Origin of the sequence: Nostoc sp. FACHB-190 (assembly GCF_014696905.1) — a bacterium.
GTDB lineage: Bacteria > Cyanobacteriota > Cyanobacteriia > Cyanobacteriales > Nostocaceae > Nostoc_B.
The window spans coordinates 74,477-88,434 of record NZ_JACJQW010000022.1 but is presented as its reverse complement, the minus strand read 5'-3'; the positions used below and the strand labels follow the sequence as shown (position 1 = coordinate 88,434).

The following is a 13,958-nucleotide window of genomic DNA, read 5'->3' as shown; positions in this document are numbered from 1 at the left end:
ATGAATTGGGCTGTTAGGAATGGGTGTGGGATTGTGGGGGTATGAGGGTGTGAGGGTGTGGGGGTATGAGGGTGTGGGGGACAAGGGAGGGAAGGGGGACAAGGGAGACAAGGGGAAATTATTGTCATTTCTCCCCTACACCCTGCACCCTTAAACCCCTTCACCCTTTGCATGTACTTCCAGATCAAAAAGGTGGTAATTCTTGAAGAATTGTAAAGCGAATATGATTAATGGCTAAATCACCTATGGGAATATCTTCTTTTGTCAATCTAGTACCTTGACTGCTTAAGGTTTCAAAAGAGATACCTTTGCCAATTTCAATGTGATACCAGCACAAGCCCATAAAAAAGCGGGTGGGGTAAGGGCCTCCATATCCGACATCATCGGGGTTAGATTCCATTGGCAACCAGCCAAAGTTGGGGATATAAAATTCTAACCAGACGTGATTAAAATCGGGTTGTAATGGTACTTTTTGATGTTCGCCATAGGGAGGGCATTTATATCTGCCAACTGTGCGGCAAGGGATACCATTTAAACGGCACAAAGCCAGTAAAACACCGACGTACTCACCGCAAGAACCAACGCCCCGTTCTAAAACTATATCTGGGGTATCAATGTAGGGTTTAATGCCGTAAGACAACTCATCGTATACGTAGTTACGGATACTATACATTTTCCGTAGCAAGTTGGTTTCGGAAGCAACGGCATCACGGGCAGCATTGCGGACTATGGAAGTATCCATTGCCAAATCATCGTCATCCACCAAGTAGCGATTTTGAAACTCTGGGGAGAGTTCTGGTAAGTCTTCAGTATCTTTAGGGGTAATGCGATACTTGATTCCTCGTACTTCTAACAAAGCCTTCCAGCCAAATACATGGCGTTCGCCGGGGGCGAGGGCATCAAATTTAAATACTGCTACCCGTTGTCCATCAATGACTTCTTCGGTAAAAGGGATGCCAATTGGTTCAACGTGTTTAACTGTTTGGCGTTCGGTTTCGGAGGGTAAGGCGATGCGCCATTCTACATCCGGGAGGTACACTTCTTCTAAAGGTGCAATTTCCTCAGCGTAGGACATTTCAATCAGATAGCCATTTGATAGGGCGTAACGCTTATCTGGGTTGTAGTGGTAATAAAGTGGGTGAATGAAAGTCCGATCGCGGTAAGTTAATTCATGATTCGGGTCAGCATTGGGATTATCCCGAATATAAGGTTCCTCAGAAGCATAGGCGACATACAGAGTTTCCTTACCTTCATCATCTCGGTGTACTGCTATGCCTGTGGGTGAATCAAAAGGTGTTAGTACACTAAAATTAACTTCCCCTGTGGCTCGATCCATCGAGTAAACTGTTTGTTCAGTGCGATCGCAAATCCACAGCGTTTCTTGGGTGACTGCCAAATTTTCCACGCCCACCCCAGGCGCATAAAATTTCGTAATTTCTTTGCGTGTACTGCGGTCAAAAATCACAATGTAACCCAGCTTTTGACAGCTAACATACACCGTTGATTCCCACACAGCCACACCATTAGCCGTATATGGCAATGTGGCAAAATGTTCTAACCCCCAAGAACCCAGCTTTGATAAATAAATACTGTTACCACGAGTTACCCAGAGGGTATCTTCCCAAACTGCTAAACCAGTGACATCATTAAATTCCTTAACCTGGTGCGGATTGATGATTTTGCTGTTGTCAGACTCAGGATCAATCTCCAGTAGATGCCCTTTTGTACTGTCAATCGCAATGAGTGTATCTTTGATGAAAGCAATGCCACATAGGGAGGCAGCCGTAAGCGGTCGAATTGTCCTTTGCCCAAACATCTGGCTAGCAGTCTAATTAGGGAGTGCAAAATTTATATTAAGCATATATATTCCACGGTTTAGCACGCCAAGCATTAATTTTGCCATAACCTCCAGACATAACAACAAATTTTTTAGGGTAATAGTTTTTATAAAATGTTTTTTAAAATACTATAAACTACATAAAAATACATAGAATTATCACTTAAACCAAGTTAGCAAATGTCGAGAAACACATTTAAACTTGTACAAGTCATACCATGAGGAATTTGAGATTTTGGATGGAAATTACTGTCTCAGCCTGCCTTGAGGTTAGTCCATCTATGGTGATCATTTTTCCAATTGGTGTGAACAAGAACTTGAATATGACTTTGGTGGATGGTTTTATCGCCATCACTAAATTATGATCGAATTTTGTAACCTTTTCTGTAACCTAAACAATGTCTGCTAATTCTCTGCCTGAAAGTACCCCGATTTGGCATACTTTAGAAGTTGATAAAGCTCTAGACCTGCTGGATAGCAAGGCAGACAGTGGCTTAACACCCCAAGAAGTTGAACAACGGTTGCAAAAATACGGCACCAACGAGTTAGAAGAACATGGTGGTCGTAGTGCTTGGGACATACTGCTAGATCAGTTCAAGAACATTATGTTGTTGATGCTGATTGCTGTGGCTTTGATCTCTGGGTTTTTGGATTTTACGGCTTGGCAAGCTGGTCAACTCAAGCCAGGAGAAGTACCGTTTAAAGATACCGTGGCAATTATGGCCATTGTGATTTTGAATGGTATTTTGGGTTATGTCCAAGAAAGTCGCGCCGAACAAGCTTTAGCTGCACTTAAAAAGATGTCTTCGCCTTTAGTGCGCGTCCTTCGTAACAAAAAACTATTAGATGTGGCAGCTAAAGAAATCGTCCCAGGAGATATCATGCTGCTGGAAGCGGGAGTGCAGATAGCCGCAGATGGACGCTTAGTTGAACAGTCTAATTTACAAGTGCGAGAATCTGCACTCACAGGTGAAGCAGAAGCTGTCAACAAACAGGCCACTCTTCAACTACCTGAAGATACATCTTTAGGCGATCGCATCAACTTAGTTTTTCAAGGTACGGAAGTTGTTCAAGGACGCGCGAAAGTTCTGGTAACAAACACCGGGATGAAAACCGAACTCGGTAAAATTGCCACCATGTTGCAGTCGGTGGAAAGTGAACCCACACCTTTGCAACAGCGTATGACGCAACTGGGCAACGTCTTAGTTTCTGGTTCCTTGATTTTAGTAGCGATCGTTGTCATTGGTGGTGTCATTCAGGCCAGAGGTTTTAGCAATTTACAAGACCTACTAGAAGTTTCCTTGAGTATGGCGGTGGCGGTAGTACCTGAAGGTTTACCCGCCGTAATTACCGTGACCTTGGCATTAGGAACCCAGCGCATGGTACGCCGCAATGCCTTGATTCGCAAACTGCCAGCCGTGGAAACCTTGGGTTCTGTGACTACCATTTGTTCGGATAAAACCGGTACACTCACCCAAAACAAAATGGTGGTGCAATCAGTATTCACCAATAACAATACTTTTAGGGTCACAGGGGAAGGTTACGCACCTGTAGGTGACTTTCAATTAGACGGTCAAAAAATTTCCGTGGGCGACTTTCGGGAAATTCCGGCTTTATCCGTCGCCTGCGCCGTTTGTAATGACTCAGTATTACAAAAAGAAAAAGGTGAATGGGCAATTTTAGGCGACCCCACCGAAGGCGCATTGGTGACATTAGCAGGTAAAGCTGGGATTGAAAAAGACCAATGGAATAGTAAGTTACCCCGTGTCAGTGAATTTCCCTTCTCTTCCGAACGCAAACGGATGAGTGTGATTACCCAGGTGGAGGAAGTTGCAACCGGGGAAACATCCTTTACCAGTGTAGACCCAGCGATCGCAGGTTTGGTCAACTCTGAACCTTACCTAATGTTTACCAAAGGTTCACCAGAGTTAATTTTGGCACGTTGTACAGAAATTCGTTTGGGTACAAGTACCGCACCGCTAACAGAAGAACAACGCAGCAAAATTTTGGCAGCTAATGACCAAATGGCCAGTAAAGGTTTGCGGGTATTAGGCTTTTCCTATAAACCCCTCACCGAAGTTCCCCCAGAAGGCACAGATGAGGAATCTGAGACAAGCTTGGTGTGGTTGGGATTAGTCGGAATGCTGGATGCACCCAGACCAGAAGTTAGGGCAGCTGTGGCAGAATGTCGCCAAGCTGGTATTCGCCCAGTCATGATTACAGGCGACCATCAATTAACAGCCCGTGCGATCGCTATTGATTTAGGCATTGCCCAAGAAGGCGACCGTGTGCTGACTGGTCAAGAATTGCAACGGATGACTGACCAAGAACTAGAACAACAAGTTGATTTAGTCAGCATCTATGCCAGAGTTGCCCCAGAACACAAACTACGGATTGTCCAAGCATTACAACGCCGTGGTCGATTTGTGGCGATGACTGGCGATGGTGTCAATGATGCCCCAGCCCTCAAACAAGCAGACATCGGCATCGCAATGGGCATCACTGGTACTGATGTGAGTAAAGAAGCCAGCGACATGGTACTGCTGGATGACAACTTTGCCACCATTGTGGCGGCTACTAAAGAAGGTCGAGTAGTTTACACCAACATTCGCCGCTTTATTAAATATATTTTGGGCAGTAACATCGGTGAAGTTCTGACAATTGCGGCTGCACCAATTTTAGGTTTAGGTGGTGTCCCCCTCACACCCTTGCAGATTCTCTGGATGAACTTGGTCACAGATGGTTTACCAGCCTTAGCCTTGGCAGTTGAACCACCAGAACCGGATGTGATGCAGCGTCCGCCCTTCAGCCCCCGCGAAAGCATTTTTGCTAGAGGATTGGGTTCTTACATGATCCGTATTGGGATTGTGTTTGCGATTATTACAATCATCCTCATGGAATGGTCATACTTCCATGTGCAAACCGCAACCGGCGAGGGACTCGACCCAGAACGTTGGAAGACAATGGTATTTACTTCATTGTGTATTGCCCAGATGGGTCATGCGATCGCTATTCGTTCCAACAACCAGCTAACTATTGAGGTGAATCCTTGGTCTAATCCCTATGTGCTGGGTGCGGTTGTGGTGACAACGATATTACAACTGATGCTAATTTACGTACCACCCCTGCGGGCTTTCTTCGGTACTCATTGGCTACCTCCGGCTGAGTTAGCAATTTGTATTGGTTTTAGTGCCTTAATGTTTGTCTGGATTGAAGGCGAAAAAATCTTCTTCCGTTTTATGGGCAAGAAAACTGTTTAACAAGGTAAAAGGTAAAAGGTAAAAGTAAAAAGGAAAAACTATAGCGGTAGTCATATAGGTTAGGACATTTTGAAAGTTTGAATGTCAGGAATAATAAAACTGCTACCTCCTGCCTTCTGCCTCCTGCTATATTTACTTTTGCCTTTTACTTTTTGCCCTTTTACTTAAATTATGTATCTGAAAACTTTACACCTCAGACAATTTCGCAATTACCAAGACCAAAAAGTTGAGTTTAACGCTGCTAAAACAATTTTAGTGGGTAACAACGCTCAGGGTAAGTCGAATTTGTTAGAGGCGGTAGAGTTATTAGCCACATTGCGATCGCACCGAATGGCACGCGATCGGGATTTAATTCAAGATGCCACAGAATTTGCCCAAATCAATGCCAGCTTAGAACGAGACACAGGGATGAGTGATTTAACTTTAACTCTCCGTCGTAACGGTCGCCGCAGTGTGGCAATTAATGGTGAGATTGTGCGGCGACAAATGGATTTTTTAGGTGTCCTCAACGCCGTACAGTTTTCCAGTTTAGATTTAGAATTAGTCCGAGGTAGTCCGGAAGTCCGCCGCAACTGGTTGGATACTTTATTAATTCAACTTGAACCAGTTTATGCTCATATTTTGCAACAATATAACCAAGTATTACGCCAACGCAATGCCTTTCTAAAAAAACACCAAGACTCCCCACTCCCCAACTCACAACTTGCCCTCTGGGATGCACAATTAGCAACCACAGGTACAAGAGTTATTAGAAGACGCGATCGGGCGATTCAAAGATTAGCTCCCATTGCTGCGGCTTGGCACGCTAGTATTAGCGGTAGTACCGAAATCTTAGAAATTAAATATTCACCTAACATTCCTTTGGTGCAGCACCAACCAGAACAAGTCCAGCAAGCTTTCCTGAACAAAATTCAACAACGCGCTGTCGCCGAACTCTACCGAGGTACTACCCTTGTCGGCCCTCATCGTGACGAAGTAGAATTGACTATTAATCAAACGCCTGCTCGGCAATATGGTTCTCAGGGTCAGCAACGCACCTTAGTCTTAGCCTTAAAACTAGCAGAATTAGAGTTAATTGAAGAAGTCGTAAAAGAGCCACCATTGTTGTTGCTTGATGATGTTTTAGCGGAATTAGATCCATACCGTCAAAATCAATTGCTTGATGCGATTCAAGACCGTTTTCAAACTTTAATCACAACAACTCACTTAAGTTCTTTTGATGCTCAGTGGCTAAACTCTTCTCAAATTCTGTTTGTCAAGGCTGGAGAAATATCAATTAATTAGTCAATAGTCAATGCTCAACATGACAAATGACCAATGACCAATGAACCATGACATTTCAATTATGCAGCAAACTAATTATAAATTAGACCCTCAAGAAATTGCCTATTTAGGTGCATCATTAAGAGCAATTGAGCAAAAATTCATCAAACAAAGACGGCAAGAGGGTTATAAAAAAATTTGGTTTCAAGGTGAAGAACCTTATTTTGATGTTTTTTTTGAATTAGAGTATGACAAAATCATCTGGTTCCAATTTACCTTGCGGGGTAAAACAGTTTCTTGGGATATCCGCAAACCAGAACTGCAAACGGGTAATACCAATGAATTATGTGCTGATGATGTGAGTTTTTACGCCGCTAGTAAAACTATTGAAAATGACAATCACACAGATTGGGAATTTATATATTTAGCTAAATTAATTTTAGAAACTAGAGCCGAAGAAGAGATTTTTGCTCAAGCCTTGGCATTATTTCATAAATAATAAAATTTAGACAGTACAAAGCTTTTAACCCTGTTATCTGTCCCCTGCTATAATCTGTATTAATTCTTTTCTATTTTCTTAAATAGATTCAGTACTAAAATTGTCAATGTAGCTGCTATTAATCCTAATTGCCATAAGCCACAACCAGCCGCAATTCCTAGCGCAGCCGAAACCCAAATCGCTGCGGCTGATGTCAGTCCGTGAACTTCCAGATGCTGCGATTGTTGCGAAGATTCGCGGATAATTTCTCCCGCACCCAAAAATCCAACACCTGCGGCAATACCTTGAATGACACGACTTAAAGCATCGGCGCTAGGTTCTGATATCCCTGTTTGCAAAGGAATAAGAGTAAACAAGGCAGAACCCAAACTTACAAGTATATGAGTTCTTAAGCCTGCTGGTTTACGTCTAATTTGACGTTCAATGCCAATAATTGCACCAAATAACAAAGCTAGGCACAGTCTAAACAAAATATTCAACCAATCATTGGGTAACAAGTAGTAAGTATTTAACAATTTTGTTTTAAAATATATAAAAAGTAATATATGCTACTTTAACTTAAAAATATATCCATTGAGTTTACTCAAGATAACTAAGTTAAATATATTTTAATGAGATTTTTTTGTCATAACTTAATAGGTATTTATATCAGGGAAAGGTGCTGAGGATAAATTATTTTATGCAAAGATAGAACTAATATTTAATTTCGGAAAAAACAGTACACACCAAAAATACTCTTTCCTCTCTCCCTATTACCTACTCCCAGCCTGTACAGGTAATTTCAGAAATCAAACCAGATAATAGTAAATTGATCCGCTAATCATGGTAATTATCGATGATAAACTGCATTTAGCTTAGTGTAGTTTGAGGCAGATAATATGGAATTGTGAGGAAAATTTATGGCAATATTAATAAACTAGACTAACAGTGTAGTGTTCCAAGTGATGGACTAGCTATTTGAGTGTTAAAACAGACGAATAAGCACCTAGACCCGACGAATGGAATTCGCGGCTATAAAAACGAAGTCCGCACTTCGACAAGCTCAGTGACCACCTACGCGGACTAACTTAAAATCAAGGGTTTGGTGTGCAAGATGTAAAACAAGAAATATTAACTAACCAAGGGGTGAGATGATTGCCAAACAGCATTGAATGAGAACTTAAACTCATAACTAAGTCAAACTAATTTTCAATAATCAAATGGAAAGAATCTCTCTCGGCAGATAATTTATGCAATAGCCTGGAAGTATTTACCGAGAGCAAAGCCTGTAGTGGCAAATTGACAAATCATTAAAAATGAAGTGAGTGGAAAAAGTCTACTGGCTTGACCAAATTAAACTACAAGACCGCGCCAAAGTAGGCGACAAAGCATTTTATTTAAGCAAAATGATGCAGCGTGGCTACCCTGTGGTGCCTGGTTTTGTGATTTCAGCAGAAGTTTTGCGGCAATTTTTAGAAACTATCAACAGTTCAGAATCTTTAGTTGCAGACTTACCTGATTCTTCATTGCACCTTGATGTAGCTAATTGGCGACAACTTCAGCAGGTGGCTAGTCGTTTGCGTCAAGAAATCATTGCGGCAAATGTACCATCACAGTGGGTAAGTACAATTTTTGCTGCGACAAAAGAATGGCAAACTAAATATTTGATTTTGCAACCCACATTATCAGTTTTCAATGTTAGCCAAGATATCGGAAATATATCTGGGTTACTAGAGCCAATCTTTTGTGGTTGTGATGAAGATGCGATCGCTTTAGGATTGAAGCGAGTTTGGAATCAGTTATTTCGCGCTAGAAGCTTATTGTATTGGCAACGCCAGGGAATTGATCTGCAAAATGTGAATTTGGCGGTGTTAGTACAACCAATGCAAAATGCGATCGCCAGTGGTTCACTTCATGCTAACGCCTCTGGATGGACAATTGAAGCTACTTGGGGATTAGGAGTAGCCCTCACCAGAGGAGAAGTTTTGCCGGATGTTTACTACGTTCAGCCAGAAACAGGTATTGTTCTAGAACGACATTTAGGAAATAAACTGCTGGCTTATCGTCTAGATGATGAGATAAGTGCAACTACGCAACCACAACTCCAATCAATACTCACTGATGAAAACAACAGTTTAGTTGCTTATTTACTTTCTGAAGAATCACAAAAACAATATGCTTTGCCAGAGGCGAGTGTGCCACAGATCATCGCTTTGGGAAATCAGTTGGTCAGTGAACTGGGAAAAACTTTTACTGTCCAGTGGAGTATTACGGAAATCGATACAGTTTCCCATCTCCAAATCACCGAAGTTAATACTCCCTTAGCACCAGTTCCTCACTTAAAGTTAATCAAAGGTTTGGGTGCAGCCACAGGTAAAGTCACGGCTAGTGCTTATGTGATTAATTCTCTCCAAAAACCTGAACAAATACCCGAAGGAGTCGTGCTTGTCGTCCCGACGATCGCACCTGATTGGTTAGCGTTAATGCAAAAAGTTGTGGCGATTGTGACAGTGCAAGGTGGTTTGACTAGTCATGCTGCAATATTATCCAGAGAATTAGGCATTCCCGCAGTTGTGAGTGCAAAAGATGCTACAGTCTTAATTCAAACCGGAGAAAAATTGCTAGTAGATGGCGATAGGGGAGAAATTTATCGCCTCAGAGACAGCAAAGCCAAAAATCAAGAAAATCCAGAAATTAGTTTTCCTGTTCCTTCTGTTTCACCCAATCATTCACATCTTAGTTCGCAGCCGCCCATGATTGCTACTCAACTAATGGTGAATCTGAGTCAGCCTAATTTAATCGAGCGATCGCAGACCTTACCTGTCGATGGTGTAGGATTGTTACGCTCGGAATTAATGCTGTTGAATATTTTGGAAGGACAAGACCCCCATAATTGGATTATGAGTGGTCGTCGCTCAGAATTGTTGGAGTTGTGGACACAGCAGGTTATTAATTTTGTACGTGCTTTTACGCCCCGTCCAGTATTTTATCGCTCCCTTGATTGGCGATTTTCGGAGTTTTCATCAACATATAATCCATCATCTGCAACCCATTCGATTTTGGGCGATCGCGGCACATTGAGTTATATTAACAACCCTGCCGTTTTTGATTTGGAACTCACAGCTTTACTGAATGTCCAAAAAGCAGGTTATAGCAATCTGCGGTTATTGTTACCCTTTGTGCGGAGTGTGGCTGAGTTTAGCTTTTGTCGCCAGAAAGTTGAGCAAATCGGCTTAACCCAAATGTCGCAGTTTCAATTGTGGATTATGGCAGAAGTGCCTAGTGTATTATTTTTACTGCCAGAATATGTCAAAGCTGGAGTAGCCGGAATTTCCATTGGGACAAATGACTTAACACAACTGTTGTTAGGCGTAGATCGAGAACAAGGACAACTCACAAAAATCTTTGATGAACGCCACCCAGCCGTGATGGGTGCGATCGCTCAATTAATCCAAATGGCGAAAAATGCCGACATCCCCTGTGCAATCTGCGGTCAAGCACCAGCATTGTATCCTGAAATCATCGACAAACTAGTAGAATGGGGCATTACCTCAATTTCCGTCGAACCAGAAGCAGTGGAACGAACACATTATGCGATCGCCCGTGCTGAACATCGGTTAATTTTAGCAGCAGCACGGCGAACAATTCATTGAAAGCCATAAACCCTAGCCTCTAACCTCTATCAACTTGTACTGCACTCAACCAAGAAACGCTGTAAAATTACTTCACATACCCAGTTTCACGCAGAAACTTGCGTAAATCGGCAAAATATTGAGCGCGATCGCTTTTTGTATAAGCTTGTCGGACTCGTTTCCAACCATCTTCTCCTTGACCCAGCAAATATTTATCAGCCAAATACGCAGCTAAAAATCCTCTACCGTCATCACCTTGCTGGCGAATCTCGGTGTAAGTTTTCCATAACTCAGAAGCGTGACTGTAAATTAACTTGGGATAGCGACGAGTCACATCAACCATTTTGCCTTGGCGATATTGCCAAATTTGCAACGGATAAGCAGAAGCAGCATAAGCTGTAAAAGAGTATGCAAAGCGATCGTCTCGACTCTCAAGTTCGATAATGCCATCTTTATCAAAATCCTGAAACCGATACGCCCCATTACCCCAGTCTTGGCGAATTTGAGTATACTTTTGAGATTTTTTGTCGTAGCGGTAAATCAACGAATAAGTACAACAATGTGCGCCACCTGTAAAGAAATCGGCAATTACCTCTGGTTCTTTGTCACCGTCTAAATCTAGTATGGGTAACTTCTCTTCTTTCTCATATATCCCGCCAACAGGACGATCATATTCACTTTCTTGGGGCAGTTTTTGATCTAAAACCACTTTACCTGCGCGGCTAATTTGCAAACGCACATTTTTATATTGATATTCCTCTGGTTTCTCATAAGAGATTTCTGCACGCACATTACCTGATTCCCCAACAATAGTTGCAGCACTACTAGGCTGGGTGACTACAGCAATTTGACTTAAAACAGCTAAACCGATCAAAGATTGACTCAGCACAGCGCGAAAATTCTTCAGCATAAGTGTTGTATATAGCTTGTTCAACTTTATACAACACTACAAAAATCATCAATATCGGAAAATTGCCGCTACTTGTAACTGACTTGGCATTTTTTCTGGTTCCACCGCATAAACCCTACCGCCGTTAATAATCGTATGAATCGCAGCAAAATCTAACAAATCTTGATCATCTGCGTCTGGTTCTGGGTGGATATCTAAATTCATCGTTTCTGGGTCAAACTTACCCCAAATTTGTTGTCCTACAGGAACAAACAAAGAATCAACTCTTTGGTAATAAGTCGCAGCCAAAATTTCCTTGAGATTACTAGAAGCTGTACCCGTTCCTTCCCCCAGCAGTTGTTGAAAAAGCTCCATTGCTTGCTGTTCCGACTCATAAAATAGCGGCTCGACAATTTCCCACGCATCCGCGTGTAATTCCTCAACTTGGAAAAGCTCTGGTCTGCGGGTGATACCTTGTTCTAGTAAATTGTGATAACTGTTAGCTTGGCGATAAATGGGATGCAGATAATCTACTCCCGCCAAAATTAGTGGTGCTGTTTCTTCGCGGAGTTTTTCGTGCAGTTCTGCATCGACTAGATGAAAGTATTGCAGGATACCTTCTTGGTGTTGATCTCGGTCTGGGCTTCCTTGGCCGTGGAATGCACCTGGTTGGGAACGGGAGAAAGGATTTGAGCTGCTACCTTTTTTTGTAGCGATGCGAAACTGACCTTCTTTAGAGGTTTCGTCGTATAACAGAGCTTCATCAAGACTTTTGGGCAGATTTTCGATTTCTACCTCCTGCAAGCCAGAGCGCGTACCTGCAAAAAATTTCAAATCTTGTTGGCTTAAAGCCAGAACATAGAATTTACCATCATGATTAATTAAAGGTAGTAATGGCTTGATATGGAAGCGATCGCTCACAACTACCAATTCTGGAAACTCCGTTGGTAACTGATAATAACGAAATACTCCTGGTGCAATCAAAATCGCTAAACCTTGGTCTTGATTTTCCCAAAATTCCCCTGTATCCAGTTCCATTGCTGGCTGAAGCAACTCATTAGCCTCGCCTTCGTTCATTTCCATTGCTTCTAAACGGCTTTGTGCTTCCCGGATGAGATTTTTAAAGCGAATTGGATTTTGTCGAATCTCTGGCCCGGCTTTTTGCATCGGCATATATAGAGAAATACAGGGCTTATGAGTATGTTCAGTTAAAATTTTTAGCTCATCAATAGATAATAGTGCCATATTATAAAACTCCTATCCACAGAAATCTAAATTGCATCATCTAGATTTATTTCAGAACTAGACACTAAAAATTTCATCTTTCTTTTGATAAAAAATACCTCCAAACCCACCATTCTTGAGAGAGATATAGCAGTCCTAAATCGTTCGTGAACAAAAAGATCCCCGACTTCTTTGAGAAGTCGGGGATCTAAAAAAAATACGCCATTTTCTGACGTATTAATTAAAATTGTTATGTAAATATTTGAACTAAAGTTTCTGATTATCCAACATTCGGTGTATCAGTATTAGCTGAATTTGAGTTAACTACCATTCTTTGTGGTGTTTGATTCACAAAACCCAAACTCACTCGTTTCATCAGCCAGTGCAACCCCAGCAGAATCACAAATGTAATAGTGATAATCACTAAAGGCTGTTTACCCACAAGTTCTTCTACACCTTTAGTTAATAAAGCATCCGGTTGGGTAATAAAATCCCAACTGTTGAAACGCAGAAATCTTCCCCAATAAATCCCGATAGCACAAAGAGCATGAGTAATTAACTCAACTCTAAAAATCCAGTGACTTTTGCCAATGCGGTGTAAATAGTATCCCAAATTAATTAAAGAGATGACATAAGCTTCAAACCCGGCAAAAATTACCAAAAAATAAACGGGAATTAGTACTAAAGTAATCATCCACACTGATTGAATTGTCCGAATATCGTCGATCAGGTGAATAATATCGGTTAATAAATAAGGCGCATTTGGCAAGAAAGCATAAAATACGATAAATCCCAACCACCAAACCCAAGAACGTCCCTTGTGAGTACGGAACAACCAAACACTTAAAGCCAAAGGTATGAAAGCCAGAAACAGGTTCCACGTCATCCAATTCATGTTGATTCGCAAGACCTGTAAAACCCTGACTATCAATTCAATCAATTCCTGTTTCATAAATGCTCGCTTGCCAGATGTGTGATTGATGTAGTTTTGTTGTATAGCATTAACTACTGTGGTTGACTGATCAGTTGGGTAGAAATAAGCGGGGTAATTTTTTGTATGTTCTTTGTCAGGTTGTGAAAATCTGACAGTGGATAACGCGATGTGCAACTTATTCTTGAAACCCCTCTCCAAACCTCTCCCCGAAGCGGAGAGAGGCTTTGAATCTTGCTCCCCTTCCCTACAAGGGAAGGGGTTGGGGGTTAGGTTTGAGAGAAAGTTGCACACGGCGTTGGATAGATAAACCTACCATCCCTGATTAATGGCTTGGGTGCTGTTTATCCAGGTTGACCCATATCAGAGTTCACACTTTTTGTACCAGTATAACCAGAAAATTATTAAGGGCATATTTAGCAGAAATCTGGAAGTATGAGCCGC

General features: G+C 41.9%; 9 protein-coding genes. 4 read left to right on the top strand and 5 right to left on the bottom strand.

The window, feature by feature from the left end:
• Window positions 1-184: 184 nt before the first annotated feature.
• A complete protein-coding gene (locus H6G28_RS22075) occupies window positions 185-1,816 on the bottom strand; it encodes a transglutaminase domain-containing protein (protein WP_190674189.1) in 1,632 nt (543 codons plus the stop codon).
• Window positions 1,817-2,235: 419 nt separating this feature from the next.
• Between H6G28_RS22075 and H6G28_RS22070 the strand changes: the two genes are divergently transcribed.
• The 3 genes from H6G28_RS22070 to H6G28_RS22060 all read left to right on the top strand — a co-directional run bounded on the left by H6G28_RS22070 (window position 2,236) and on the right by H6G28_RS22060 (window position 6,859).
• Window positions 2,236-5,097 carry a cation-translocating P-type ATPase gene (locus H6G28_RS22070; protein WP_190674186.1) on the top strand — a complete coding sequence of 954 codons (2,862 nt, stop codon included), beginning with the start codon at window positions 2,236-2,238 and terminating at the stop codon, window positions 5,095-5,097.
• A 171-nt stretch (window positions 5,098-5,268) separates the two neighbouring features.
• On the top strand, window positions 5,269-6,381 hold the full coding sequence (gene recF, locus H6G28_RS22065) for a DNA replication/repair protein RecF (RefSeq protein ID WP_190674183.1): 1,113 nt from the start codon (window positions 5,269-5,271) through the stop codon (window positions 6,379-6,381).
• Window positions 6,382-6,442: 61 nt separating this feature from the next.
• Window positions 6,443-6,859: a hypothetical protein gene (locus tag H6G28_RS22060; RefSeq protein ID WP_190591882.1), complete on the top strand. Its 417-nt coding sequence runs from the start codon at window positions 6,443-6,445 to the stop codon at window positions 6,857-6,859.
• Between the two features lie 59 nt (window positions 6,860-6,918).
• Here the strand turns inward: H6G28_RS22060 and H6G28_RS22055 are convergent, their stop codons facing one another.
• Window positions 6,919-7,374, bottom strand: coding sequence for an MgtC/SapB family protein (locus H6G28_RS22055; protein ID WP_190591831.1), 456 nt, complete (start codon window positions 7,372-7,374; stop codon window positions 6,919-6,921).
• A gap of 789 nt (window positions 7,375-8,163) precedes the next feature.
• Here H6G28_RS22055 and H6G28_RS22050 point away from each other — a divergent pair.
• Complete coding sequence (locus H6G28_RS22050) at window positions 8,164-10,491, top strand: putative PEP-binding protein (protein WP_190674180.1); 2,328 nt, start codon at window positions 8,164-8,166, stop codon at window positions 10,489-10,491.
• 67 nt (window positions 10,492-10,558) lie between these two features.
• Here H6G28_RS22050 and H6G28_RS22045 read toward each other — a convergent pair whose 3' ends face one another.
• The 3 genes from H6G28_RS22045 to H6G28_RS22035 all read right to left on the bottom strand — a co-directional run bounded on the left by H6G28_RS22045 (window position 10,559) and on the right by H6G28_RS22035 (window position 13,535).
• The gene (locus H6G28_RS22045) at window positions 10,559-11,380 is read right to left on the bottom strand and encodes a hypothetical protein (protein ID WP_190674177.1); all 822 of its coding nucleotides are present in this window, start codon (window positions 11,378-11,380) and stop codon (window positions 10,559-10,561) included.
• 48 nt (window positions 11,381-11,428) lie between these two features.
• Window positions 11,429-12,604: a baeRF7 domain-containing protein gene (locus tag H6G28_RS22040; RefSeq protein ID WP_190674174.1), complete on the bottom strand. Its 1,176-nt coding sequence runs from the start codon at window positions 12,602-12,604 to the stop codon at window positions 11,429-11,431.
• Window positions 12,605-12,863: 259 nt separating this feature from the next.
• Window positions 12,864-13,535 carry a DUF1361 domain-containing protein gene (locus H6G28_RS22035; RefSeq protein ID WP_190591835.1) on the bottom strand — a complete coding sequence of 224 codons (672 nt, stop codon included), beginning with the start codon at window positions 13,533-13,535 and terminating at the stop codon, window positions 12,864-12,866.
• Between the last annotated feature and the right edge of the window lie 423 nt (window positions 13,536-13,958).